Below are 26,148 nucleotides of genomic sequence, written 5' to 3' on the forward strand. Positions count from 1 at the left end.
CAGCACGCTGCGAGCGACAAGTCGCAGGTCATCAATGTGGCTATTCTCACTTAAAAACTTGGCATATTCTTTAGTCAAACATCCAAACAATACTAACTATGCTTGAATTATTTTGTGCATTTGCACAAATGGCTAATTTAGCTTTCTTAACTGGCTTGCGATATACAGCTCGGTCAATCCTGTAAAATCTTGCGTCGAGATGCCCGTCACTTCACTGATTCTATCCAGACGATATCTCAAGGTATTTCTATGAATATACAGAGCCTTAACACAATCATTGGCGTTACCATTGGCTTGAAAATACGCCTCTAAGGTTTTTATCAACTGTCCAGATTTGTCTGCCGAAACCAAAGTAGTCATCGCTTGAGCGAGTTGTTCACCTTGCCAAGAGTCGGCTAAAGGAGCGAGTAACACAGGTAAGCGATATTCAGAGAAGCTAAGCATGGTTTGTTCTGGATGAGAGCGACGACCAACAGCAAGCACCTGCTTGGCACTTTGGTAGGAAAGAGGAAGCTGTTGTGCGCCATCAAAACGTTGCCCAATCGCGAGACGGACATCATCAATTTGATTGGCCGTTAAGCGGCGCTGAATACTCTCCAGCACACTTTGGTCGCTATTCGAAGAGGAACGTAAAGGCTTTAGAACGACAATTTCATTCATCGACATGATCGCAACCAACGACTTATCATCAGAGCGATACAGCACGTCAACTAGGCCGCGTATGCTGTTCAAACTAACGGGAGCATTCTCAGCTTTAAGCTCGATCACGACAGCAACTCGGGGTGTTGCTAAATCGATGGAAAGACGCTGCGCCCAATCGTGCAACTCGGAATCGCCAAGCTGTTGGTTCAACCATGCTGAGACAAACTCTTCTTGATGGCGACGATCCCATTGCAATTGCTCCACCAGCGAAGCTTGTTCAATCGTCAGTTCTGCTGTCATCTTCACTAACTGAGCGAACGCTCGGATGTGTTCAGGGTTGCCAGTGACACCCACCACGCCAACCACTTCACCTTTAAAATGCAGCAGCATATTGATGCCCGGTTTCACACCTTGCATTGATTGGCAACTTTGCTCATCCAACTCTAGCGAGTCACCATGATTCAGCGCCAGCACTGCACCATCATGCTTTTGACCAATACGCTCAGCATCGCCGCTACCAATAATGGTGCCTGCAGCGTTCATCACATTGATGTTGTGACCAATGATCGACATGGTGCGATCGACGATTTGCTGCGCGAGTGTGTGGTCGAGAATCACCATTTCCGTTCCTAAAATTCCACGATTGAGGCGTCAATAAATCACACTTTGTCTTCTATCGCCATGATATTGAACTGAAATCAACGCCAAAGTGAAACATCACGCTATTAACCTTAAATTATTTATGGCTATCTGCCCTTAAAGTCGAGCATCACTGCTTATACTTATAGCCGAGCCACCCAAGTTTTTGTACTTGGCGCGACTTGAACCGACAACCAAACAGTGACCGGAGGGAGACTATGGAACTGCGGAACAAGGCGGGCGACATTGCCAAAATTGCTGACAACCTCACCCTGAAAGAAATTACCGAGATGGGCTACACCGTCGATCTATGCGATGAAGCCTTTGCCCCAGGCGAGCATTGGAAAGCAGAAGGGCAAACGCAAGGTATGGGCGAATACCCTGAGGAATAATCTCTAGGATACGCGTCAACAAGACCACAACCTTTTAGCCGAGTGAGCCATCGCTCGGCTTATTCATTACAGACCAGAGGTTTGCGCTTCCTCTACAAACAGATGCACCTCTTCTAGATAATTGCCATTCGCACAGCCCCAGTCACTTACTTCGATAAATTCTCGGGTTAACTGACCATTCCCATCATGAATGACGTTTTGGCGAAACAAGTCCCAGTTTGTCGACTGTTTTCGATTGTTGGCATCCACATAACGCTCGCCATAGCTTTCGATTAACTGGTTGTAAGCATTCTGACGCTGTTCTGAGTTTGCCGATTCACTCAGTATCACAGCGCAGTTTTTTTCTATGATCTGCACTTGGTCATTGGTTGGCGGCGTCGTTGAGCATCCTGCTAATGTTAACCCCATTAAGCCCACTGTTATTCTTGTTTTCATTACTATTTTCCTTACTTTCAGCACCACTGCGAAAGACCGAATTTTATAAACTGCACTCCACGATTTCTAATCAAAAACGGAAAGATTTTGTGACTGACGCCTGCACATGTAAAAAGTGCGGTAAATTCCTGTTTACAAGCCATAAACATAACAAATGGATTTCGCATTCCTTTCTGCTGCTTAGGCGTGTAATAATCGACGACGATAAAAACCTCAATAAAGCAAACATTTGAAGGATCAAAATGACTGCAACGGAATACCTAAACGACCTCAACCAACGTTACCTCGCTATCCATCGCACCAAAGAAGATTTCTTTTGGGAGACGTACATGGGCATCAGCGACGACCACGATGGTTCGACAAAAGCACAAACCGCTTGGACCAATTTCTTAAGCAACGCCGAGCAAATCTCTGCTATCAAAGCACAACTTGAAGCGGCTGAAACGATCGCTGATCCACAAGAGAAGCAGCAAACGCAAATTGGTCTGCAAGGCTGGTTGGCAACGTTTGAATCGCATGCAATTGAAGGCGAACAAGCTCAAGCGCAAAAAAATGATCTGATTGCATTTGAAGCCGAGTTGTTCGAGAAAAAACAAAATCACGTTCTCACGTTTACCAATGAAAACGGTGAACAAACCGAGGGCTCGTTGCCGGTATTGTCTTCGACCATTCGCGCGAATAATCACGAAGAAGTGCGTCAATCTGCGCACCAAACGCTGCTCGACCTTGAGCAATGGTTGCTACAAAACGGCTTTATTGAGCTGATCAAACTGCGTAACCAATTCGCACGCTCTTTGGGCTACGAGACCTTCTTTGACTACTCAGTGAAGAAGACGGAAAAGATGAGCTCAGAGCAACTGTTCAGCATCTTAGATGACTTTGAACAGCGCACGCGCGATGCTCACCTAAGCAGCTTGGCAAACCTTGCTGAACAAAAAGGTCAAAGCGCGCTGACTGGCTACAACTTTGTTTACTCGTTCGCGGGTGATGTCATGCGTGACCTAGACCCTTACGTGCCGTTCTCAAAATCACTACGTCGCTGGGTAGAATCGTTCGGCCGTCTTAACATCGAATACTCAGGCGCAGAACTGACACTAGACCTGCTTGATCGCAAAGGCAAATACCCGAACGGTTTCTGCCATGGCCCTATCCCATCGTTCTACAACCAAGGCGAATGGGTTGCCGCGCAGGTGAACTTCACCAGTAACGCGAAGCCAGACCAAGTTGGCAGCGGCTACGATGGCATCAACACTCTGTTCCACGAAGGTGGTCACGCTGCACACTTCGCTAACGTGAAGATGAACGCGCCGTGTTTCTCTCAAGAGTTCGCACCAACTTCCATGGCATACGCAGAAACACAATCCATGTTCTGTGACAGCCTATTGACCGATGCCGATTGGCTAAAACAATACGCGTTGGACGCAGAAGGTAACCCAGTACCGGATGATATCATCCAAGCGATGATCAACAGCCGTCAGCCATTCAAAGCGTACGAAGAGCGCAGCATTTTGGTTGTGCCGTATTTTGAACGTGCGCTTTACCAATTAAGCGATGAAGAACTGACGCCAGAGCGCATCACTAAACTGGCGCGCGATTGTGAAAAGCAAATTCTTGGTTTGGAATGCAGCCCACGCCCATTGATGGCAATTCCACACCTTCTGTCTGATGAAGCAGCGTGTGCCTACCACGGTTACTTGCTAGCACACATGGCGGTTTACCAGACTCGCGCTTACTTCCTCGACAAGTTTGGCTACCTGACTGACAACCCAGAGATTGGTCCGCTACTGGCGAAACATTACTGGCATGCGGGTAATCACCTATCGCACAACGAGACTATCGTTAGCCTAACGGGTGAAGGCTTTAACGCTAAGTATCTGGCGGACGTATGTAACCTATCGCCAGAACAAGCATGGGAAGTGCAGCAGAAAAAAATTGCCTCGCTGCAAACTCGTGAACGTGCCCCAGTGGCGTCTTTAAATGCCAGCATCAAAGTGGTGGATGGCAGCAAAGAGCTTGCAAGCAACTCAGTCTCAGACGAGCAGATGTGTGAGCAGTTTGAGCACTACATCCAAGAGACTTACGGTCGATAAGCGAAACCAAGGGCTGGGGGGTATTATATACCCCTAGCTCTTTTTCTATCAGGGAAGCAATCATGTACCAAGATATCCTGACTTTCTGGTTTGAAGAACTGGAACCAAAAGATTGGTTTGTGAGTAACGCCGATGTCGATAAACAAATCGAAACACGCTTTCTCACTACCTTAGAACAAGCCGCTCAATCTGAGTTGTTTGGCTGGCGAGACACAGCGCAAGGCCGTCTGGCGGAGATCATCGTGCTCGACCAATTCTCTCGCAACGTTTACCGCAATACGCCAAAAGCTTTTGCTCAAGATGCTCTTGCGCTTGCCTTGGCGCAAGAGGCAATTCGTCTAGGCTTAGACCAAGAATTGACCGACGTTGAACGCAGCTTTTTGTACATGCCATTTATGCACAGTGAATCTAAGCGAATTCATGAAGAGGCAGAGAAGCTGTTCAAAGCTCTTGGGCGAAAATCTAATTACGAGTTCGAGCTAAAGCATAAAGTGATTATCGATCGCTTTGGTCGCTACCCGCACCGCAATGCGATTCTAGGCCGAGATAGCACCGCAGAAGAAGTGGAATTCTTACAGCAACCAGGTTCCAGATTTTAAGCAAGCACACCTGCCAACTAAAACGAACTATTGCACCATGCATAAAGCCTTTTGCTCTCTTAAGGCTTTGTGTATCGTACTTGCCTTACGTAGCTTGTTTAGCTCGAGCTCAACTTCAAATGACTCATTCCAAATATTAAGGTAACGCAATGATCACATGGCCTTGTTTGCTCAAACTCGATGGCGACGACGAACTGGTGTATTTAGCTTCATCAGAGCAGTTAAACGCCGAGTGCCAAGCATTGATTTGGGGTCAGGATGACATTGTGATTGATACGCAAGGCCATTGCTTTGCATTGAGAAATGGTGCTAATAACACGGTGGAATTGGACCTTTTGCCACAAACATTGAGCGTACAGCAAGTGACAGAACTTATTCAAAAACACGAGTTTGCCCAAGCGCAGCGCTGCATCATCAAAATCCATTTTACTTCCGTCCAACAAGCGATTGAGGCCTTAGCTGATTAACAATCGCGCACTTTCCTCTGCACATCGAAGTTGCATTTACGAAAACAAAATGTGGGGCTATTGATTGGTAAAAAGTAGCTGGTCTGCCAATAAAATTTGCTAGTCTGTCACGGTGAATTGTGTGGATGGTGAAGTCGCTTATGAACAAGGTCGTATTAGTATTTGGTGGACTAGGGAACGCTAAATCGTCTGTGGTGGGTTTGTATGAAAGCCTTCTGCACACCCTAAGCTCTCACTTTGATATCGTCGCTATCGATCCTGCAGTTCAACATCCCAAGTCCTTTGTATCTCAGTTCCAATTCCCTTACTCCGCTTGCTACGCCAATCTTAATGCGTTTTTACAGGCTAACTCACATACTGATGTTGCTGCGGCCTTCGTTCTCACGCCAGTTGGCACACATCTCCCCATCATTGAACAAGTGAGTAATGCTCTCGACACTCAAGACCTTCTGTTTGTGGTTGAGAAACCGTCTTTCTCACTGGCTGAAATAGATAGAGGCTTTAACCAAGTCATCCCTGAGCTTAAACGTCGCGGGGCACTATTTTACTTTATCGATACGGCTTTGGTTGCTCCTTCGCTTGAAGCGCTTTTTGCTGACTCACCTATCACACTGCCTGACGGAGTGCCCAATAAGATCATTGCGATTGCTGCCGATAACCCCATCGACAGTCATGAAGCAATCCAAGGCTTCCGTTTTGAAAACCGAATTGAATTACTCAACGCGAGAAAACTACTTAACTTAACCACCAGCGGCGGCGGAGGTTACGGCTTTGATATGGGCATCCACGCAATTGCAGGGCTGGTGCGTTACCTGCATAAATCCAGCATAGGTGACTCGCTGGTTGAACTAAAACAAATCTGTGCCGAACGGATTAGTGAATCGCAATTGGAGTACACACAAGGCGCTGAAACTCATCTCTATGTCGAAGGCGAACTTGCTTCACTGGAGGGCAACATTGAAGTAGTGATTGAGGCAGGAAAAGCGGGGGATATCTGGGACAGACGGTTAGAGCTGCACTATCCGAAGCGCGTCATCGCGATTGGTTTTGGCACACTCAAACATCCCCCGTATCTGTGGGAGAAAAGCCCAGATGGAATCAAGAGCACCACATTTGATGTCTCTGGCTCAGGTTATGCAATGCACTTTAACGACATCCTCTGCGCGCTTGGTTTTGATGCTAAACCACGACTCTCACAGCAAGAGAGCGAAGCTTTGATGTCACAATCGATGAACTTGCTAAGCAGCGTATTTGACGCCACTGGCGATACCCACCAAGTTCGCGAACAAAACATTGCCGTAGTTGATGCACACACACCTAAATACTTATCAGAAGCAGAGTTAGAAATCAGGAAAGAGCTTAGCCAATACCTCGACCTTTTGATTCTTTGATTAAAGACCTTCCCTGTATTTCTGACTTAACTCATTTCAATTAAGTGATATAGTTTCTATTCATAACCTTCAACTCGTAAGTTGACTGATAGGAATATCATGATAAATCTATCCCACTTAATAAAAAATGATATGAACCTGCTGATTTGCTTGTACGTTTTACTGCAAGAACGCAGCGTAAGCAGAACTGCAGAGAAACTATTCTTATCTCAATCGGCCGTCAGTAAACAGCTGACTAAATTGCGCCAAGAGTTTGATGACCCGTTGTTCGAACGTGAGTCCAAAGGTCTACTACCAACACCAAAAGCGCTAGCACTAGAGAGCAAGCTGCAACAGATTCTGATGCAAATTGATCAGCTCCGAGAGCCAGAAGAGTTTGACCCAGAACGCTCAACACGTGTTTTTAGCATCGACCTTATTGAAACCGCCTACTCCACGATTTACCCACGTTTTCTACCTCAAGCCTTATCCAGTGCGCCAAGGATCACGATAAAAAGTGAGGATTGGAGTAACGGCAGCATTACTCGACTACAAAGAAGAGAGATCGATTTTGGTGTGGGTATCTTTGAGTTTGATGCCCGTTCTAAAACCCATGTCGATACCATCCCCGACACACTGAATTATGCCGAACTCATGCGTGACACCTCTGCTTGTATCATGCGAAAAGGACACCCTGCGTTAGAGGAAAAGTGGAACCTCAATACCTTCTTGAAATACCGCCACATTCAAGTCATCACTGGTGGCGTATCTAGTTGGCTATTACATGAAGTTTTGGATACGAAACGACTGCGCATTGATAACGCCGTCAACATGTCCGACATTTCCAGCGCAGTGAAACTGTGTGAGAAGAGCGACTTATTGCTCACCTATCCTTACAAAAGCATCCGCGAGTTCGAAGGCAAATCGGATATTGTGATTAAGCCGCTCCCAATCGAGATGGAACCAGGCGGGTTCTTTCTACTTTGGAACAAACAACTCGACAATGACCCAAGCCATAAATGGCTAAGAGAGCTCATCGTCAGTCAGTCCTATGCTTAACTGAAAATAAAATGAGTGATGCCTAAGAAATAGCGATAACAAAAAATTATTATCTTAAAAATTATTGATAATTTCATGTAATCAAAATTTCTCCATATACTCTCCTCCATCGAAACGAAACACGAATTAATCATCACAGTTTTTGGAGCAGAATTATGAAAATGAATCACGTAGGCATCATGGTTGGCGATATGGACAAAGCAGTAGAGTTCTACACTAAAGCGCTTGGTCTTCGCATCGTAATGAACAACACAAAAGTTATCGAAGAGCGCGAATCAGCAATCGGTCGTATGTGTATCGCTGTATTCGGTGAAGGCTTCAAAGGCTTCAACATCGCTCACCTAGTGACGTCTGACGGTATCGGTGTTGAGTTGTTTGAAATGAAAGAGCGCCAAGAGCGTCACGAAGTCGATTTCTCTCGTCTAGGCATCTTCCACTTCTGTCTACAAGTAGCGAAAGAGCAGTTCCCACAAACTATCAAACGTATTGAAGAGTTTGGTGGTAAAGCTCGCATGGACATCATGCGCTACCACCCAGAAGACGACAGCAAACAAGCTCAAATGATCTACATGGAAGACCCGTTTGGTAACCTATTCGAGCTTTACTCACACACTTACGAAGAAACTTACGCGTCTGATTACGAGTAATTGAATGCTAAAGAATCAGAAAGGGTTGGCCTAGTGCCAACCCTTTTTTGTTTTGATGAAACAACCCCTCCCAACCTCCCCTTGGCTGTAACTTCGGAGACTACAAAGGCCATTTAGGTAAAGGGAAGGAACTGTCCGAGCGGGTTAAAGAGAGATTCCTAATGTCGCCTAGGCTCCTCGGAATGACGACGTTAAGGTGCTGTACTAAAGACTTGCCATTCTCGAGAGCGACGAAGGGGCGAGACAACATATTTTCTCGACTCTTGTTAGTCCAAAAGTAGCAACCCTCCTAACCTCCCCTTTGTCTCAGCTTTGGCGATCAAAATACATCGAGAGTAAAGGGGAGGAACTGTCGGAGCGGGTTAAAGCGAGACTCCTGATGTCAACTAGGCCTGCCGGAATAACTCGAAAAGTTGGAGATAAATTCCCTCATCGCGCCAAAGAAAATCCCTCCCCCTTGGACACTAAATGCAAATGCTGAGCAAACAATGTCAATACAAGGGGGAGTTGGAGGGGGTTGCGAGTGAGAAACACAACCCTAAGCTCGCTATATCAAAAAGATCCCGAGATACGTCATCACAACAATACCGAGCAAGAACTCAGACAACGGCTCTCTGATCATCTTTAATTGAATAAAACGACTGAACCGAGTAGATACGACAAAATCGCCACCTCCCCAATCCAAACTCTTGAGGTTAAAACACAGACTGAGGAATAAAAGATGACTGGCTGTCACGATGCGGGCATGGAAGAAATCCTCCGCGCCAATTGCAATAACAAAGGAGGCAATATGGCAAATCGCAAGCGTCAGTTTTGGTAAAACAGAACGATACTCCACCAACAGCAATTGCATTAACCAAAAGCCATAAATCAGTTTTAATTGCCAAGGCACCGCCTCGCCAAACAACAGAATGCTCCCTTCACCTAACAGAGTGGTTTGCGCACCAATGTGTATCCAATAAGCAATCGCCGCCGCCAACACCATCGATATCAGTGCCGATAGGTAAGCCTGCTTTTTGATTTGCACCATGATAAATCCAGCGGACTGCAAGACAAAAAACACGACCAAGCCTTTGTCGACGTATTCCACGCTTACCCACTGGCTCACAGCGAGGAAACATAACAGATTAAAGCCTGTTTCTAGACAAAGGATACGCTTTATCTCATTGGCATTTTCTACTGGCTTCGTCAGCGGCCAAAACAACACCGGCAACATGAGTGTCAGCACAAATGTCAGCCACACAGAGCTTTGCACAAGCAGATAAAAACCACTGCCATAAACTAAGCAAAGTATCAGAAACAGCCCACATGATAATGGGGAGTAGACCAGTGACTTCATTGACTCTCCTCACTCTCAGAGAGGGCTCGCGCAGCCACATCCATCGCACACAGATTGGCAGTTTCAATGCAGCGTTCCAGCGTAACAGGGACTCGCCAAGTTTGCCTTGGATCAGACAAGTACTCGCCGCTTAAGAAGACGTTAGAGAAGTTTTTCACGGTAGTCGAGAGCGTACTCTGAGCCGTTGGTTGCGTTAATGCATGTTGCAAGACCCAGCAACGAGGCTGGCCACTTTCATTGATAACGATATCACCATGAAAGTGATCGGCATACAAAGCATCCAGCTCTTGCGGCGAGACCATTTTTGCCCCTAACCCCACTCTAAAACCTTGGTAGGCCGAGTGATCCAGTAAATCTAGTTGTCCGAAGAGTTGAAACAATAGCTCATCTTTAACTTGCTGCTCTGTACAAGACAGCATCGGTTTTTGATAAAGAAGGCCAAGCGCATTATCAAGGTCGGTTGCCGTCACCGACAAACACGTCATTTCGCCTCGGGGCGTATTTCGCGTGGTCACGTGATAACTCAATCCCCAAGGAGAATCGAGGACCAAACCAACCGTCCTACTCTTCAATACCGCAGGTACCCGTGAAAAATAGAACTGGAATCCGTGACTCAACACATAGTCATAACTCAGAGCAGGACTTGTCTCAGCGAGTAGGGATTGTGTCACGTGAGCCGGTAGTGCAAACACATAATAATCGGCCAAAACGGTACTATCGGTATGAAGTCGAACGCCTTCAATTCGTGTTCGGGCCTTATTAGGGTATATGGCTTGTGCTTTATAGCCTAAATGAAATTGAACGCCCTGTTTTTGTAGATGGTGAGTCAGCGGGTTAATCAGCGCATCACTAATTGGTTTGTCCATTCCCAAGCTGTAAGCGTCCGGAGCAAATGGATGCAACTCTCCTTCTTTATTGTTGAGTAAATCCAAAATAGCCAGTGCGGGCGTATCATCGGTTGCGCCGATCCATCCGAGCAATACAGATCTTAAGAAGATAGCAAGCTTGGGACGGGTATCGTAGGAGAAGAAATCACGAACAGAAACGCCGAGTAAACCTTCTATCGAGTAAGGAGCTTGTAGCCGTTGCTTAAACCAAAGCGTGTCCTTCACGGGCACTTGAGAATAGAGCATCGAATAAGCTGATTTCGCATCATCCCACAACTTTTCTAGGCGAGTGAAATAGCTACGCTGAAACGGGATCGTTTTATTACTTTGAGCCCAAGAGAATTGAACAACATTTTGAGGATAGAGTGAATCTAAACAACTCCCTGACTCTAAGGGGATTTCTTTAAGAAAGTTAATCAGGTTGTAGTTTTTAGCGAAGAACTGTCGATGTGTAAGCTCATGCACCACGCCGCCATCATCTACCGTACCAATGCACTTGCCTCCGGTGTAGAGCTCCTTGTCGTAAACGGCAACATCAAAGCCTTGCTTTATACAATTATGCGCGACGGCTAAGCCTGAAATTCCCGCGCCAAAAATCGCGACTTTCGGGCGAGAGCGGCCTGCGCTAGCGCAAGCCTCAACCTCCCCTTCACTAATAGAATGGCAAATCATCTTCTCACCTCGAACTATCGGTGAAAGTTCACATGATTCGCGATTTCTACACGATATAGGTCGTGATTCGGAAGTTGCTCAAGCACGCCACTGATGTCCAGTTCAAACGGGCTATTTGCCAGTGAGCGACACATAATCAGATCATCACCTAAAATCATCACTTTTGGTGTCGCCCCTTCCCACACCAGTTGTGCTGATAAGTTTAAATCACTGATGTTAATGCCACAGTCATAAGTGCGAGAGCGTAAAACACCATTTTCTACTTCGTAACCACCAACCAACACAATGGGATGCTGAACAGTAGGAAAGACGATTGGATCGTTTACCTCTGCAGCGGATTGAGTCGGAAAAGTAATCGCATCTTCAGCGTGAACCAGAGAAGCAGCAAGAAGGGTCACGAAGCCAAGAACGTTTTTCATTATAGTTTTCTCCATTTTTATATTTATTGCGGGAATGTTCCCAAACGAGAATGTATATCAATTGCGAACTTATCACTATTGGCTTAACTCGTTTAATTCTGTAAGAGATATGCCATTGAACAAACCTTCACCAAAAAAGAGGACAACTATAAATATCAACAACTTAAAAAAACAAAAGAAACAATAAGGAAAGGAGTTATGGGAAAAGTGAAGGAGTAAACATTTACGGGAATAAGAGATTTTTCAAAAAAGAGAGAAAAAAGTGATAAACGCAGCCAATTACATCAACTTTAAGTGATAGAAGACCTAAATAGGTATTACTACTTTGTTACTAGTAACACATTGAACATTAAGATTTTATAAAATAGGCAGATATCTCACTTCAGCTTACGATAAGTCTGCTTGACTTACCTTTAAACATAGAGCGGAAAACAGGTACAAAATAGAACTGGTGAAGCTCTGTGTAGAGACGCAAGTCCTCAATATTCACTGGAATCACTCACCGAATACAATCCGTTTAGCTTTTGAGTATAAAAAAGGCTCGGTATCAACCAAGCCTTTGAGCGATTAGATTACTTCGTAATGCGACATGTACTCTGCGATATTTCATTGACGATCAAAATCGCTTCGTCACCTTTGGTGTGGAGCACTAACATTTGGTCATCAGATAGATACCTTACACCAGAAGCCGAGCGGACTTGTTTGAGCTCAGCTCTCTTCCACCATCAACGGTAATCCGCGCTTTTTCCTGCTCAAAACGGGCAGCAAACTGATGGCCGTCATCACACTGATATTGGTACTTCGGCACATTGGAAGTACAGCCTCCAAGTACAAGCAAACTACCTAGTGTCAAAGTGATTTTAGCCGGAAGAGAAATCATTCTTCAGGCGCCCAAACGCGAATATTCACGTCCAAATCCGCTGGTGCGTAAACCACAACAGGTAGCTTGCTGTTGTAACGGTAAAGGTCGCGTGTTGGCATTTGAACGAAAGTCTCTACCTTTTCCATGTCTTCAGGACAAGCCATTAGTGTAGAGATGCCGCCTGCTGGTGAAGCGTCAACTTGGTAGTAAGTGTAGCCCCAGCCTTCTAGCGAATGCTCGCTCACACTGCCGCCTAGAGAAACACGGTTACAGTCTGTTTCCATCATTTTGCCTACCACAAGCTCAACGCGCTTATCTGCTTCGTTGCTTGCTGGGTCTACATAGAAAACGTGCTTCGTCATGTTCTCCATCTCAGGGAACATCTCTGCTGATGGGCGAGATACATCATTTGCTGAGTTCATTGCCGAACATCCGCTCAGTGCCAATGCACCTGCGGCCAACCAAACTGCTTTCATCGTTTTTTCCTTTTTCATATGGATGGGCATATTGTAATGGGGAATTCTGATTTAATGTGAGAGGACGGTAGGATTTGAGGCTGGCTCTCACAATTACGACGCTCTTAGCAAAATAAACGCGCGTAGTCATGCTGGCTCTAGCGATCAGCTTGCTGGTTTAGTGCGTATACTTTTCTCAATGCTCGAAAAAGGAACACGTCATGGCAAACCAGCACAACCCCATTGAAATCAAAGCCCTCGACCACGTGGTATTGAGAACGGATAATCTCGATGCGATGCTCCGTTTCTATCGAGATCTATTGGGGTGTCCTATCGAGCGGGAGTTGCCCGACTTAGGCCTGACACAGTTACGTGCTGGCACGGCCATCATTGATTTGGTAACGGTTGAGAGTGAACTTGGCAAGTTAGGCGGTAAATCGCCAAGCCAAGATGGCCGCAACCTCGACCATTTCTGTCTGCAAATTGCGCCTTTTGAAGAGTCTGAGTTGCTTGAGTATCTTCATCAACATAATGTCCATGTCGAAGAGTTTGCTGAACGATATGGTGCACAGGGCTTTGGTCGGTCTGTGTATTTAGAAGATCCAGAAGGCAATGTAGTCGAGCTTAAACCACAGAAATAACTCTTTGCTATTCCTAACTTTATTTCCTCATTTTATCGGTTAAAAGCGGCTTCCAATTAAACCGTTTCGCCATAGATTACGTATGTGTGTTCCTAAGCTTAAATAGGCACCCTGATTAGGAACACACCATGACACCCAGCGACGACGCGCTATCCCGAATCATAGAAATGGCATGGGAAGACCGAACCCCGTTTGAAGCCATTGAGCATCAATTCGGCCTGAACGATATTGGCGTTATCAGCTTGATGCGTCGCCACCTCAAACCCCGCAGTTTCAAGCTTTGGCGACAACGTGTCTCTGGACGCAACACCAAACACTTAAAACTGCGCTCACCAGACGTGAACAGAGGCTATTGTCCAACGCAGTACAAACAACGTTAAGCCTCTCGGCCAAGTTCAAGTGTTCTGTGCTTAAACCATAAAGTAAGGCGCACTGTCTCGCATGAATTCCGCCATAGAGGCAAGGTAATCCCATGTTTCTCGGTAGGTGTGGCTCATACATTGCGTGAAGGCTTGGCACAGTGACGGATCTTCTTCCAACCACTGGCTTACGTGTTGCGCCGTGTAGGAAACCTGCCTCACCTCATCATCTAAAATCTGCTGAATGGTCGGTCGCATCTCTTTCAAATACGGGATATCCGATTGGTCGATAAAACTCAGTTGAGAAACCAATAAACACCAAGAACGAAGTTCGACGGAGTGAGCACGGAAAAGGTGGATTTTAATGTCGTCGTAAAAGTGGCTCACATTGCTGAAATCACTCGACTTCTCTTCTTGATATACCTCGGTTTGGTAACCCGTTAATGGGATCAAACTGGCGTACATGGCTGAGTGGTTTCTGTCGTTTTGGCAGTGATGCATGATTTGCTGCTTCATTTCCCCTTGCGCATAACGATTGGCAATCATTTTGAGTCGCTCTGCGCCCTCTTCTTCATTGATGGCATTGTGCAGCAAGTAATACGCCATGGTTTGTTTGCTCTGGAATATTTCTCCAGTGAGCTTGCCCATCGCTTGAGGTGTGAGTGAGGAATCGGAATGTAGGTAGCTTGCGATAGAGGCTTTGTACTCTTTAGAGGGCACAAAGTTATTGTCTTCTAGCAAGTTATAAAGGCTGGTCTGTAAACAGTTCATGTCACCTTCCTTGATGGTGCTGCATCGCAACACGTCATACTGACGACTAAGAAAGTGAGGTATTTATCAATACACTCCTTTGAATGAGGAAAATTCAGGCGGCAAAGTAGAGTTTGGAATTAATTTCGGCTCGGAGCGGCTGAACAGCGGCGAGGTTAGGGCAACTCTGAATGCTTTCGCATGAATATCTAACGACCTCATTGATTTATGAAGCATATGCTTTGTTACAAAACAGTTAAATGATCATTTTATAAATGTTATGTATTGAAAATAGGCAGAACGAAATGCGGGACAGTTACTGATTGTTTTTTAACGGGAAGTGGCTTTGTAGCTCAGTTTTTCCAGCATACAAATTTTAGGAATTTGCAAAAAAGTAGTGTGATAACTCTATAAAAACCGGACAATTTTCACCGTCCGGTTTGATCTTACTGAGCCTAATTTGAAGGGGATTAAGCGGTTACAGATGCTAGGGGGGGTCATCTGCAACGCTTAATATTTGACGTGTTAGTGACTCACTAACAGGTGTTATTTGCCCACGAAGCCGTTGTACAACATGTAAAGGTGCGCAGCACTCCAAGAGAAGTTGTTTGCGCCCTGCACTGCACCCGTTTCAGGGTTGTAGTTTTCCTGAATTGGCGTTGTTTCTGTTAAGCCTTGTGCGTTCTTGAATAGCTTATCCACCATCTGACGCGCTTCTACACCGTAACCGTAGTTGTCCATACCACGTACACCGAAGTAGAACTGATCCAGCCACACACGACCACGCCAGTAGATGTCTGGGCCGTAAGCCGGGTTATCCATCGACGCCGTGCCAAGTGGGATCATTGGTGAGTTAAACTTGCTGGTATCAAGCATGTTCTTCACTACTTTATCCGCGTGCTCTTGCGTTGCCGCGTTGTTGAATAGTGGAGACCAACCTTCTGGGCCCATGCCGCGTTTCACCAACATTGGACCAGCACATTGGTTGCTCAAGCCACCAGGTACCACTTCGATGTCGTAGTAGAATCCAGTTGATTCATCGAACATACAGCGGTTGATGTACTCTTTGGTGTCTTCCGCTTTCTCTTTAAACTCAGCCGCTTTATCTGCTTTGCCCAGTACTTCTGCAATTTGAGATAGGAACAGGTTATCCGAGTACCAGTAAGAGGCTTGGTCTACCGACTCTTGCATCAGCGAATAGCCAGACAACTTGTTCGCTTCGTCAGTGTTCTCGTTGAACTTCACTTCCCAGTCTTTCTTCGCTAGAGCCAGTTTGTCCATGTTCTCTGGCGAATCATCACGGTAAGTCACCACCGAGCCATCTTCACCCATGACCATATCGTAGGTGTTGTCGAATCCGTTGGTATCATGTGCATAGCGACCCATCTGGTCGATCACTTTAGCTTCGTCTTGTGTCGGCAGTTCAGACATACCTTGTAGGTTGTCAATAGTGTCGATAAAGCCAAATACACCTGCGTTGTCACGGCCAGATTCCCAACCCGCAGCTACTTTCGCTGGGATGCTCATCGCGGTGTAATCACCGGACGTTAGCAACTGGTTGTATTTCTCGATGCCAGTCTCTTTGATCCACTTGTCGCCATTCGCTTCGTCTTTGTACTGGAACTTCATGTCGTCTACTGACGCATCCGATCCCCAAGAACCATCATTCACATCATCTTCAAATACAGTATGAATTGGGTCTTTTGCTGCACCATATTCAGGGATGCCGTTTTTGTTTGTATCGCGAGCACGTAGCCACCAATCGTGGAATGCCACTAACTTCGGATACATCTCTTCTAGCCACTGCTTCGCTTCTTCCGGACGGTTATGCTCGTCTTTCAGTGCGGTGTAAACTTCCCATACTGCCCATGCAGCTAGAGATGGTTTGGTGTTGCGTTCGTTCCAGTTCAAACCGTCTGTCGCCAGTGGGAACACCTTTTTGTATTCCGCAGACATGCCTTCCCAACGTTCAGCTGGCAAGTTGTAAGTCACCACGTCAAGCAAGTAACCTTCATCCCAAGGGCGAACAGGATCATCAGACTGAACTTGGTATTGGAATACAGTACGAATGTTTTCCATCGCCACATCTGGGTTGAAGTGAGCCATTGCGTACGCTTGTTTCCATGTATCCCACGGCCAAGTCATGTTGCCAGAGAAGTAAGGCGCAGTTACTGATGGTGTTACTGTGTCGTGGTCAATGGCACCTGCTGCACCACGCCAGTTTGCGCTCAGTGTTTCCATCGCTTTTACTGCAACGAATTCATGCTCTTTTGAAGCGGCATCGTTGGTTAGACCGTTTTCTAGGTACTCTTCCCAACGCATTGCTGAATCATGCATGTAACCTTTTGGATCGGCCATCACATCGTCAAGCTTGGCAAACTCAGACGCTTGCTCTGCGGTGTTTTGCACGTGCGTGTAAGCCGTGTATAGCGTGATCTCTTCGCCATTACCCAGCTCTGCCGTTTGGACAAAGCCTTTCTTATCATCATCGATAGTCGACGTTTCTGGCTTGATAGAGCGTGTTACTTCAAACTTAGAGTCGCCTGAAGTCAGCAGAGACCAAGAGTCGCGAACCGCGCCAAAAGACACTTCTACGCCGTTTTCTGTCGCGGCGATTTCACGTGAGTAAGTAGGGTATGCATCTTCAACACTGCGCACTGTGCTGTCGCTGTTTTTGTATAGCTCACCATCGTCAGCACGGTAATCTTGCATCAACTCGCCGTCCCATTCGCCTTGAATAGCCAGCTTGTTCGGGTTCTTGATGGTGGTTTTAACAAGAGACGTACGGTCGGTCACAAAGCGCATTTCAAGTTCGGCAGTGATGCCGTTATCGCCTGTGTACTCTTGAATCAGTGCGCCTGGTTGCGAGTAAGCGTCTGTTAGCTCAAGCGGCATCGCTTCACCGTCAACCATCAGTGTTAGACGGTCGAAACGTGCAGCCATGAATGACACGTATTCTTCCGTTAGCAACGCCGTACCACCTAGCGCAATTTCACCACCTTTGGTATCTAACGTGTGACCATGCCAAGAACCGTTATCGAACATAGGAATGTAGCGAAGGTGACCACCATGTAGATCACGCAGTGCCACTGGCACACCTGCACGGTCAATGGTGTTGTGGAATTCAGCCGCTTTCAGTGGCGCTTCCACATTCGAGTCATTATCACTACTGTTGCATCCACTAAGTGTTAGAGCAACCCCGACAGCAATCGCACATAAAGAAGTCTTAAAGTGCATGTTATATCCCTCATTTATTGGCTTTTGGTCCTGATCAGGCGAAAAAAGGTCGAGACGTGCCCTGCCGAGTTTCGATGATGAAGATTCAGCCTTATTTATTTCACTTTTGGATTTGAGAAGAGATCGGTTAATTTGTCTCTTCTTCGTTTGACCTATTTAAATAACAGGTCATTAATTTTGGATAATAGTGGGTCTTTGATGCATTCATGATCAAACACACCCACTTAATATAAACTCTTTATTTTGTGATTAAATAGTCACTATTTTTCATTCGCCATCGAGATGGCTTTTAATAATTCACCGTCAATATTCGGAATCGTATCCGAAAGGAATATCTGGTTGCCCGGCGTGTAAGTCATCAAGACGTTTCTCAGTCGCTTACTACCTTCCCCGCTCTTGTTTTGCACATCAAACTCTATCAGTTTGTTGTACACCTCATTCGCCAGTTTCTCTTCCTGCTCTTCAGTGATAGCGATACGTCCCATGCAAATCGGTGGTCGCACATCATGGCTAAACACTTCATCTCGAAAGCGCTTAGCAAACAAAGTATCGAGCTTAGAACCTTCTTCGAAAATAAAGCGACCTTGGTCTTTAAAGCGGTATTGGTCATCACCTTTTAGCTCGATGTAATCCATCATTTCCAATGCCCGGAAATAAAGGGTGATCGAGGTATGGGTCAATTGGTATTTGCTCGCAATATCTTGCGGAGACCATTCCTTTCGACGTAATAAATACAAGAAATCAAACAGGTACGGATACTGGTGAAATATTTCACTGTTAATGTCGGTGATAAATTGCTCGTTTTCTTGTTGCAGCTGTTTACCACGCATGGACAATTCGACTAAGTCAGTATCTAAATGAGTGGCATACGAGAGTATTTTGTCCAACCCTAAAGACGTGTTGTGTAACTGTCTCTTAATGGTTGATAGAGGAATCCCCATTCCAGCAGAGAGATCGGAATAACAAATCCCTTTCTCTTTAATTTTTTCTCGTAAAGCAGCAAGTAAATACGTTGCAGAATTATTCATCTAACAATGCCTGTTTTAATTTCTTCAGCATCCCTGATGATATATTCAAGAGAATCCTACTCTTGTGATGCTGGTTCCAATTATTCCCAGCGCTCTTTATCAATTAAATCGGTTTCAATGATGAGACTTTTACTTGTTGTTAACTGATTAAGTTTTACTCATTGCGTTCACACTTTGACCAGCTATTTTAAGCCTTATCAGTATGGCGACGAGTATAATTGTTTTGATGCGTAAAATTAAGTTCACAAAGATTTTTAGTAAAAGTTTTCTCTCAGAAGGTTATTTTATTAGGTGAGAAGTATCAAAAAGTTGTACTCAGAGATTTATTATCGTGAGGGATCACAGAAAAATAGTGACTCACTGGTAATTTATCGATTCGATGACCAGTAAAAATCTTGTTATAAGGAGCAAGAAAGTTGGTTAAATTAACCAAGGTATTATTGAAGCGCCGTCATATTATACCCGTATTTTTCTAGCTTGCTCACATAATTTATTGGCTTGCCACCAAGGCTTATTTTTATATTCTTTTGCCACGTAAAAACTCTCTCCCGCCATTGGGGTAATCAGCTCAATATGATCAGCTTGGCAATGTTCAATCAAGTCCTCAATGGGCTCATCCCATTTGTGTGTAAACAACTCATACGTTGCCCAGTGCACAGGTAGCAACTTCTTCGCTTGCAGATCTTTGAATGCGCGTACGGTGTGATGCGCTTGCATGTGCCCCCAGTTCTCAACCGGATAACCTTGGTTGCCTTTCACATCTGCCGCGACTTCCAAACAGGCGATATCAATCGGGCCACAGCGCTGAGCAATTTGTGCAAAGTGGCTATCGTATGCACTGTCGCCGCTGAAATAGAGGGTCTCTTGCTGCCCTTTTACCACCCAAGATGCCCATAAGGTCGAATTCTTATCCAGATAAGTGCGCCCAGAGTTGTGATTGGCTGGCGTGCATATCAACTCAACGTTGGCGTAATGAACGCTCTCCCACCAATCAAACTCCACCACGTTATCAGGTTTAACGCCCCAACGAATCAGATGCTTACCGACACCGAGTGGCACGTAAAATGTTACGGATTTATCAGAATAGTAACGTATGGTCGAAGCTTCGAGGTGATCGTAATGATCATGAGAGATCACGATGACATCCGGAATCGGCAAGCTATCCCGTACAGCTGTATTGGGGATATTGCGCTCAAACCATGCCTTAGCAATCAACGGCGACGCGTAGTCGAATACGGGGTCAGTCAGAATGCGCACGCCATCGGTCTCAATCATCAAAGTGGAATGCCCGAGCCAAGTGACTCGCATCGCTTGTTGTCGCTGTTTAAACCGCGTTGGCTCTATCGATGAATAAGGCAACTGGTTATCGGGACTGAGCGGCGAACGTCCGCCCATGTAGGCCCAACACACCTGCCAAAAAGACTGAGGGCTTGGCACATTTGGCATCTTGTCTTTGACGCGTCCATGTTCAAATTGAGGTGAGTGGTTAATGCGATGCGCCAACTGCGCGTAGTAAGTGTGAGGAGTAATCAGTGATTGCGTTGCGCGCTCACGAGCCAAGTACGTGTTTTTAAGTGTCGTTTCAGACATGTCCTATCTACGTCTTGTTCACTAAACTATGGTTTTAGTTAAGCCTGCTTGTATGTCTTTTTCATGACCAAAATAGGGCGTAAGATGAAGATTAGGTTTCAGAGAAGTATTTCTGTCCTTTATCGGTCTTGATAAGGAAGAGAAGGAGAAAAGTTATGGTGACCTGCAGCCAATACGATTTTATTGAAATCGCTTGTATGTTTAATCTGCCCGTGGAGATCACCCTCAAAAACGGTGAGAAACATCAAGGCAGCGCATTTGATACGGGCTACGATATTGAACGACAAGAGTGCTTGTTTTTGGATATCGATGGCGAGCACATTTCGTTCCCAACCGAACAATTGATTGCGATGAGAGCACTCAAAGACAACCCGCATTTCAGTGAAGTGACCTTCGGTTAATTACTCGAAAACCGATATAAGAGTCAGAGACAAAAAAGCGCCCTTAACTGGCTGAGTTAAGGGCGCTTTTGTTTGGCTTTCGAGGTTTACCTTGAGCGGATAAAGATCAGCATCGGCATCATGATAACAAACATCACCCCGACCAACTGGAAGGTGTGCACAAAGGCCACCATTTGCGATTGCTGATGGAGCATGTTCTGGTATTGCTCCAATGCCGCAGGATCGGTAATCGATAATCCCTGTTTCGCAGCCCAGTCATGCAGCACTGGGTTATAAGGGTTAAAGCCTTCTCCCAAAGCGTGCCATTGCTGTTGGCTGTCACGATATTGGTATGTAGTCGCAATCGAGATACCAAACGAACTACCAATGGTGCGGAACAGGTTAAAAATACTCGCCCCTGCCACTGACTGCTCTTTCGGCAATGTCATGTACGCCAGTGTCGACAGAGTCGAGAAGGTCAAACCTAAGCCCATGCCCTGAATCATACTCGGCATCACGATCCAGAAGGTATCGATTTCCATGGAGTACAAGGTCATGAGGTAACTACCAATACCGATACAGGTTAGGCCAAAGACAATCTTCAACCTTGGATCGAATTGTGGGTTAATCACAATCACCAATATCAGCATACAGGCAGACGCCAGCCCCCGAGGTGCCATTAACATACCCGTGGTGGATACTGGGTAGTTCAATAAGCTTTCAAGCAACATCGGTTGTTGAGTGGTCAAGCCGAACATGGCCATCGACACCACCGCCATCATCAAGGACGAGACCATGAGGTTTTTGTCCTTGAGGAGCCACAGAGGCGCAATGGGGCTCTTGGTCTTCCAACTGCGGTAGATCCACATGATTAAGCCCATGATCGCCAGCAGCACTGTGGTTTGGATAATACGAGAGTTAAACCAGTCTTCGTCGTTACCTTTGTCGAGCACGAACTGCAACGCACCGACCCCGAGGGCCATATAACCAATGATCCACCAGTCGAAGTTCGGTTTGGATTTGTTGCTGATGTGGATGTAGCGATAAATCAGCGCAGTACACACCAAGCCAAATGGCAAGTTGACGTAGAAGATCCAACGCCAGTTGATGTTGTCAGTAATCACACCGCCCACTACTGGGCCTAAAATCGGACCAAGCAAGATACCGATGGAGAAGATCGCCATCGCCTTACCTTTTTGCTCAGAAGGGTAAATCTGAACCAATGTAGATTGTGCCAGTGGAATAACCGAGGCACCAAACGCACCTTGGATAATACGGAACACCACCATCTCTTCGAGTGAACCCGCTTGTCCACAGAAAGCACTGGCAATCACAAAGCCGATGACCGCCACCAGCATGACTTTGCGCTCACCAAATCGCGATACCCAGAAACTGGTCATCGGAATGAAGATCGCCTCAGCCATGCTGTAGCCAGTTAGCACCCAAGTGATTTGGTCTGCCGTTGCGCCCAACGCGCCCATCATGTGTGAAAGCGACACGTTGGCAACGGTCATGTCTATCAGCACCATGATGGCCGAAAGCATCACGGCGACGGTGGCTATTCCCCGTTTGTCGGCCGTAATCTCGTTACTCATTGTGCGTTACTTTTCAGATCAACAGTCACTTCAGAACTTGCACCCACACGTAATTGTGGCGCACCTTCAGGCACTTCAAGCGTCAAACGAACAGGGAAACGTTGTTTGATTTTTACCCAGTTACCGGTTGCGTTTTCTGGTGGCATCAAAGAGAAAGAAGTACCACTTGCTGGCGACAACTCTTCCACTTTCGCATCCCAAACCACATCTGGGTACATGTCGATCACGACTTCAGCGTGCATACCTGCTTTGATGTGCGTTAGGTCAGTTTCTTTAAAGTTTGCGCGTACCCAGTAGCTGTCTTTCACAATCACAGGGAACAGTGTTTGGCCAATGCCGACAACAGAACCAGTATGTGTGTTGATTTCACCCGCAATGCCATCGACAGGAGAAGTGATGTCGGTGTAGCTCAGGTTCAATTCAGCTTGTGCAAGTTGCGCCGCCGCTTGTTGAACAACCGCCGCCTCTGCGCCTTCTTCACCGCGGTTTGCGATTGCTTTTTCTACCGTTGCACGTGCTTGTTCTAAGCTTGCTTGAGCGTTAGCGAGTTTGTTCTTCGCAGTATCCAAATCCTGGTCAGACGCTAATCTGCGTTTCACTAGCGAATTAGTACGTTTGTACTCCAACTGCGCTTCGGTCAGGTTAGAACGCGCCGCATCCAATCCCGCCACCGCCTCAGTCACTTGTTTGTCGGCCACATCGTGCTGTTGAACCGCCAATTGGTAAGCCGCTTTCGCTTGTTTAACCGCAAGCAGATAAGGGCGAGAATCAATCTTTAATAACAGATCGCCTTTGTTCACCACTTGGAAGTCTCTAGCTTCTACTGAGATGACTTGGCCTTGAACCTGAGGAGCGACTGACAGGATTTTAGCTCTTACATAGGCATCTTCCGTACTCGGGTGACTGTCGGAATATTGCCAAGACCAGTACATCGCACCGAAGCCGATAGCACAAACGAGAAGGAAAAGGATTTTGGTCAGTTTGGATTTCGAAGAGGATTTCTTCGCGATATCGTCGCTCATTTATATTGTCCAGGTGTTCAATTATGTGATCAGTGTAGGATTTTTCAGCTTCTGAACAACAAGATGATCTGAAAGGTTAAGTTCCGATTTTGAGCGTTGATCATTTGTTCAAATGATGCGCAAAGACATTCACTCTCCAATCGTGCATAAAGTATAGAAGAGGGAAATCCAATGGGGTGTGATAGACAGAGTAAGAATGGTTCAGCAATAACAGACAAAAAAAGAGGGGCAATCCCCGCAACTGCCCCTAAAAGTCATGCCAATAATCTTATTGTTCTTTTACTACTGCTTTTACTTAGAACTTGTAACCGCCGCTGATCATGAATACCCAAGGGTTGATCTCAACGTCAGTTTTTTGTTTCGCGCCACCCGCTTTGTAGGTCGCTTCTGTTTCAATGTTTGCGTACCATGCCGATGCGTTTAGGAACCATTTATCGTTGATCATGTAGTCCACACCCACGTTGGCAGCTAGACCGAATGAATCATCCAATTTCAGATCAGAAAGACCTGCACCTTTACCTGTACTGTTAAAGCCTTCATCGAAGAAGATGGTGTAGTTCAGACCAGCACCCACGTACGGGCGGAATTTGCTTTGTGAGTCACCAAAGTAGTACTGAACCATCACTGTTGGCGGCAGGTGTTTGGTGCTACCGATATCCTTGCCAACCAAATCAGTAGAGATATCGTGGCTAAATGGTGTTGCAGCTAGAACCTCTAAGCTGATGTTGTCGGTAAACATGTAACCAAACGTCAAACCCAGCTGGGTGTCTGAATTAACTTCTAACTCATATTGAGAACCCAAGATCTTGTCACTGCTGTCGTTTGGTACAACCGATGCCGCACCAACACGTAGAATAAAGTCACCTTCACTGTGAGCGAAAACACTTGGAGACACTAACGCGGCAACCACTGCTAAACTGCTGATTGTTTTTTTCATTGTTATTTCCTTTGTAGGGCTTAATAGTTCTTATATTCTTGAGCTGCGCGCAATCTAGCACATAGAAACCCTACTATTTTGATGGAAATCAATTTGTGAAAAATATAGCTTTTTCGTATATAAAAACGCCATTTTGATCAACAAATTATGCAAATAGGACACAATCCTGTAATGCAAACTGTGCGTGTGAGAAGCATGCGTCGCAGTTCTCATTCCGCTTCCTCTGTACGCCTCTGCATTCAACAAAACTTTTTTCTCGATATGCTCGGATTATTTTCAAAAAATACCCACTTTAAATCGCCAATTTGACCGCTTAAATTGGCGATTTTCGGCCTTTGTAAGCCACTGAAATACAACAAGTTATATTTCTGGAAAATCAGTCATTTAGGGTGTTAGTCTGCTTCCAACCGAACAAAGAAAAGATAAAAAGCCATGATTAAGACCGATCTCACTTTCGAACAGGAAGACTTTTCTCACCAAGATTTGCAAAACACCACCTTTGAAAACTGCCGCTTTTATCAGTGCAATTTCGACCATGCCGATCTGAGTGATGCAAAGTTTATTGATTGCCGCTTTATCCAATCGAGCGACATAGAAGGCTGCAGTTTCCGTTATGCAAAACTCAAAGACGCCAGCTTTAATAACTGCATGTTGGCCATGTCTCAGTTCAATGGTGCAGACTGCGTCGGCATCGAACTGCGCAAGTGTGATTTGAAAGGCGCAAACTTTCAAAGTGCCAACTTTGCTAATCGCGTCAGCAATACGGTTTTCTTTTGTATCGCCTACATCACTGGCTGCAACTTGGCTTACACCAACTTTGAGCGTGCATTAATCGAGAAATGCGACCTGTTTGAGAACCGATGGAGCGGCGCCAATCTGATGGGCTCAAGCTTTAAAGGCTCAGACTTATCCAGAGGTGAATTCAGCAAAGAACAGTGGGGCAGCTTTAATATAGAAGAGAGCGACCTTACCCACGTCGACTTAGAAGGCTTGGACATTCGCCGCGTCTCTTTATACGGTGTTAAGATCTGCGACTGGCAGCAAGAACAACTGCTCGCACCATTTGGATTGATCGTTATTTAGGAAGCATTATGAATCTGTTTAAAGACCTACCCAGTGATCTGAGTGAAGAAGTGTTCGAAGATTTACTCACGCATAAACAGCTGCGTATCGAGCGCATCGTCTCGAAGGGGCAAACCACGCCAGAGGATGAATGGTACGATCAAGAAGAACATGAATGGGTATTGGTTCTACAAGGCACAGGCGAACTGACTTATGAAGATGGTTCTGTAAAACGTTTAGAGACGGGCGATCACGTCAACATTCCTGCCCATACCAAGCACCGTGTGAGCTGGACTGATCCCGAGCAAGAAACAATTTGGCTGGCGGTTTTTTATCAGTAAACCTCCGGTCAAAAAAAGGGGAAGGTATGCTCACCCTTCCCCAAAAGATACAAGCGGAATCGCTCTAGACTTGTATCAAAGCAGCCCCCGATAAGAGCCTTCCTAGCCATTTTTATCTTTCGTTGTTGTTTCCTTTTCATGCTTGTACCCCATGGTTCACGGCTAGAGCAATTTAATTCCAGTCTTTAAAAGGACTGAGCGATATTCGTCATCAATAGCCGCTATCTTCTTT

General features: G+C 45.9%; 25 protein-coding genes and 1 pseudogene. 12 read left to right on the top strand and 14 right to left on the bottom strand.

Features of this window, described 5'->3' with window-relative positions:
- Positions 1 to 132: 132 nt before the first annotated feature.
- Entirely contained in the window at positions 133 to 1,263 is a 1,131-nt protein-coding gene (locus GXP65_RS20950; protein WP_162093637.1) for a sugar diacid recognition domain-containing protein, read from the bottom strand.
- Positions 1,264 to 1,499: 236 nt separating this feature from the next.
- Here GXP65_RS20950 and GXP65_RS25100 point away from each other — a divergent pair, with 236 nt between their 5' ends.
- The gene (locus GXP65_RS25100; RefSeq protein WP_162860268.1) at positions 1,500 to 1,673 is read left to right on the top strand and encodes a hypothetical protein; all 174 of its coding nucleotides are present in this window, start codon (positions 1,500 to 1,502) and stop codon (positions 1,671 to 1,673) included.
- Positions 1,674 to 1,739: 66 nt separating this feature from the next.
- Here the strand turns inward: GXP65_RS25100 and GXP65_RS20955 are convergent, their stop codons facing one another.
- The gene (locus tag GXP65_RS20955) at positions 1,740 to 2,108 is read right to left on the bottom strand and encodes a hypothetical protein (protein WP_162093638.1); all 369 of its coding nucleotides are present in this window, start codon (positions 2,106 to 2,108) and stop codon (positions 1,740 to 1,742) included.
- A 242-nt stretch (positions 2,109 to 2,350) separates the two neighbouring features.
- Between GXP65_RS20955 and GXP65_RS20960 the strand changes: the two genes are divergently transcribed.
- The 6 genes from GXP65_RS20960 to GXP65_RS20985 all read left to right on the top strand — a co-directional run bounded on the left by GXP65_RS20960 (position 2,351) and on the right by GXP65_RS20985 (position 8,340).
- The gene (locus GXP65_RS20960) at positions 2,351 to 4,198 is read left to right on the top strand and encodes a M3 family metallopeptidase (RefSeq protein WP_162093639.1); all 1,848 of its coding nucleotides are present in this window, start codon (positions 2,351 to 2,353) and stop codon (positions 4,196 to 4,198) included.
- Positions 4,199 to 4,260: 62 nt separating this feature from the next.
- Positions 4,261 to 4,797 (top strand): DUF924 family protein, encoded by a 537-nt coding sequence (locus tag GXP65_RS20965; RefSeq protein ID WP_162093640.1) that lies wholly within the window; start codon positions 4,261 to 4,263, stop codon positions 4,795 to 4,797.
- Positions 4,798 to 4,946: 149 nt separating this feature from the next.
- Entirely contained in the window at positions 4,947 to 5,264 is a 318-nt protein-coding gene (locus tag GXP65_RS20970) for a DUF4144 family protein (protein WP_010645482.1), read from the top strand.
- Between the two features lie 140 nt (positions 5,265 to 5,404).
- A complete protein-coding gene (locus GXP65_RS20975) occupies positions 5,405 to 6,655 on the top strand; it encodes a hypothetical protein (protein WP_162860269.1) in 1,251 nt (416 codons plus the stop codon).
- Positions 6,656 to 6,754: 99 nt separating this feature from the next.
- A complete protein-coding gene (locus tag GXP65_RS20980) occupies positions 6,755 to 7,693 on the top strand; it encodes a LysR family transcriptional regulator (protein WP_005428457.1) in 939 nt (312 codons plus the stop codon).
- A 155-nt stretch (positions 7,694 to 7,848) separates the two neighbouring features.
- Positions 7,849 to 8,340, top strand: a complete 492-nt coding sequence (locus tag GXP65_RS20985; protein WP_005428296.1) for a VOC family protein — start codon at positions 7,849 to 7,851, stop codon at positions 8,338 to 8,340.
- 547 nt (positions 8,341 to 8,887) lie between these two features.
- On the opposite strand, the gene GXP65_RS20990 is transcribed toward GXP65_RS20985, so the two are convergent.
- The 5 genes and pseudogenes from GXP65_RS20990 to GXP65_RS21010 form a co-directional block, all read right to left on the bottom strand.
- Positions 8,888 to 9,679, bottom strand: a complete 792-nt coding sequence (locus GXP65_RS20990) for a hypothetical protein (protein ID WP_103412028.1) — start codon at positions 9,677 to 9,679, stop codon at positions 8,888 to 8,890.
- The gene (locus GXP65_RS20995) at positions 9,676 to 11,238 is read right to left on the bottom strand and encodes an NAD(P)-binding protein (protein ID WP_162093642.1); all 1,563 of its coding nucleotides are present in this window, start codon (positions 11,236 to 11,238) and stop codon (positions 9,676 to 9,678) included. Before GXP65_RS20995 ends, GXP65_RS20990 begins: the two co-directional genes overlap by 4 nt.
- 14 nt (positions 11,239 to 11,252) lie before the next feature.
- Positions 11,253 to 11,657: a hypothetical protein gene (locus GXP65_RS21000; RefSeq protein WP_038891043.1), complete on the bottom strand. Its 405-nt coding sequence runs from the start codon at positions 11,655 to 11,657 to the stop codon at positions 11,253 to 11,255.
- 572 nt (positions 11,658 to 12,229) lie between these two features.
- Positions 12,230 to 12,537: pseudogene (locus GXP65_RS21005) on the bottom strand (MliC family protein).
- Positions 12,534 to 12,995 carry an ecotin family protein gene (locus GXP65_RS21010; RefSeq protein WP_038891045.1) on the bottom strand — a complete coding sequence of 154 codons (462 nt, stop codon included), beginning with the start codon at positions 12,993 to 12,995 and terminating at the stop codon, positions 12,534 to 12,536. The pseudogene GXP65_RS21005 and the gene GXP65_RS21010 overlap by 4 nt, the downstream one beginning before the upstream one ends.
- Before the next feature lie 200 nt (positions 12,996 to 13,195).
- Between GXP65_RS21010 and GXP65_RS21015 the strand changes: the two genes are divergently transcribed.
- Together GXP65_RS21015 and GXP65_RS21020 are read left to right on the top strand one after the other, a co-directional pair.
- Entirely contained in the window at positions 13,196 to 13,615 is a 420-nt protein-coding gene (locus tag GXP65_RS21015) for a VOC family protein (RefSeq protein ID WP_162093643.1), read from the top strand.
- 128 nt (positions 13,616 to 13,743) lie between these two features.
- Positions 13,744 to 13,995 (top strand): TIGR03643 family protein, encoded by a 252-nt coding sequence (locus tag GXP65_RS21020; RefSeq protein WP_162093644.1) that lies wholly within the window; start codon positions 13,744 to 13,746, stop codon positions 13,993 to 13,995.
- 30 nt (positions 13,996 to 14,025) lie between these two features.
- Here GXP65_RS21020 and GXP65_RS21025 read toward each other — a convergent pair whose 3' ends face one another.
- The 4 genes from GXP65_RS21025 to GXP65_RS21040 form a co-directional block, all read right to left on the bottom strand.
- Positions 14,026 to 14,745: a hypothetical protein gene (locus GXP65_RS21025; protein ID WP_039988881.1), complete on the bottom strand. Its 720-nt coding sequence runs from the start codon at positions 14,743 to 14,745 to the stop codon at positions 14,026 to 14,028.
- A 525-nt stretch (positions 14,746 to 15,270) separates the two neighbouring features.
- Positions 15,271 to 17,961: an alpha-glucosidase gene (gene ygjK / locus GXP65_RS21030; RefSeq protein WP_162093645.1), complete on the bottom strand. Its 2,691-nt coding sequence runs from the start codon at positions 17,959 to 17,961 to the stop codon at positions 15,271 to 15,273.
- Between the two features lie 260 nt (positions 17,962 to 18,221).
- Positions 18,222 to 18,989 (bottom strand): transcriptional regulator, encoded by a 768-nt coding sequence (locus GXP65_RS21035; RefSeq protein WP_032802841.1) that lies wholly within the window; start codon positions 18,987 to 18,989, stop codon positions 18,222 to 18,224.
- Between the two features lie 456 nt (positions 18,990 to 19,445).
- Positions 19,446 to 20,579, bottom strand: a complete 1,134-nt coding sequence (locus GXP65_RS21040; protein WP_162093646.1) for an MBL fold metallo-hydrolase — start codon at positions 20,577 to 20,579, stop codon at positions 19,446 to 19,448.
- Positions 20,580 to 20,734: 155 nt separating this feature from the next.
- Between GXP65_RS21040 and GXP65_RS21045 the strand changes: the two genes are divergently transcribed.
- Positions 20,735 to 20,980, top strand: a complete 246-nt coding sequence (locus GXP65_RS21045; RefSeq protein WP_005434844.1) for a Rho-binding antiterminator — start codon at positions 20,735 to 20,737, stop codon at positions 20,978 to 20,980.
- An 86-nt stretch (positions 20,981 to 21,066) separates the two neighbouring features.
- Here GXP65_RS21045 and GXP65_RS21050 read toward each other — a convergent pair whose 3' ends face one another.
- The 3 genes from GXP65_RS21050 to ompW all read right to left on the bottom strand — a co-directional run bounded on the left by GXP65_RS21050 (position 21,067) and on the right by ompW (position 24,513).
- Positions 21,067 to 22,554, bottom strand: a complete 1,488-nt coding sequence (locus GXP65_RS21050) for an MDR family MFS transporter (protein WP_162093647.1) — start codon at positions 22,552 to 22,554, stop codon at positions 21,067 to 21,069.
- Positions 22,551 to 23,576: an HlyD family secretion protein gene (locus GXP65_RS21055; protein WP_162093648.1), complete on the bottom strand. Its 1,026-nt coding sequence runs from the start codon at positions 23,574 to 23,576 to the stop codon at positions 22,551 to 22,553. Before GXP65_RS21055 ends, GXP65_RS21050 begins: the two co-directional genes overlap by 4 nt.
- A 295-nt stretch (positions 23,577 to 23,871) precedes the next feature.
- On the bottom strand, positions 23,872 to 24,513 hold the full coding sequence (ompW, locus tag GXP65_RS21060; protein ID WP_162093649.1) for an outer membrane protein OmpW: 642 nt from the start codon (positions 24,511 to 24,513) through the stop codon (positions 23,872 to 23,874).
- 432 nt (positions 24,514 to 24,945) lie between these two features.
- Here ompW and GXP65_RS21065 point away from each other — a divergent pair, with 432 nt between their 5' ends.
- A complete protein-coding gene (locus tag GXP65_RS21065) occupies positions 24,946 to 25,596 on the top strand; it encodes a Qnr family pentapeptide repeat protein (RefSeq protein WP_162093650.1) in 651 nt (216 codons plus the stop codon).
- 8 nt (positions 25,597 to 25,604) lie between these two features.
- Positions 25,605 to 25,916 carry a cupin domain-containing protein gene (locus GXP65_RS21070; protein WP_162093651.1) on the top strand — a complete coding sequence of 104 codons (312 nt, stop codon included), beginning with the start codon at positions 25,605 to 25,607 and terminating at the stop codon, positions 25,914 to 25,916.
- Positions 25,917 to 26,148: the final 232 nt, after the last annotated feature.

Origin of the sequence: Vibrio sp. LB10LO1 (assembly GCF_010092875.1) — a bacterium.
GTDB lineage: Bacteria > Pseudomonadota > Gammaproteobacteria > Enterobacterales > Vibrionaceae > Vibrio > Vibrio campbellii.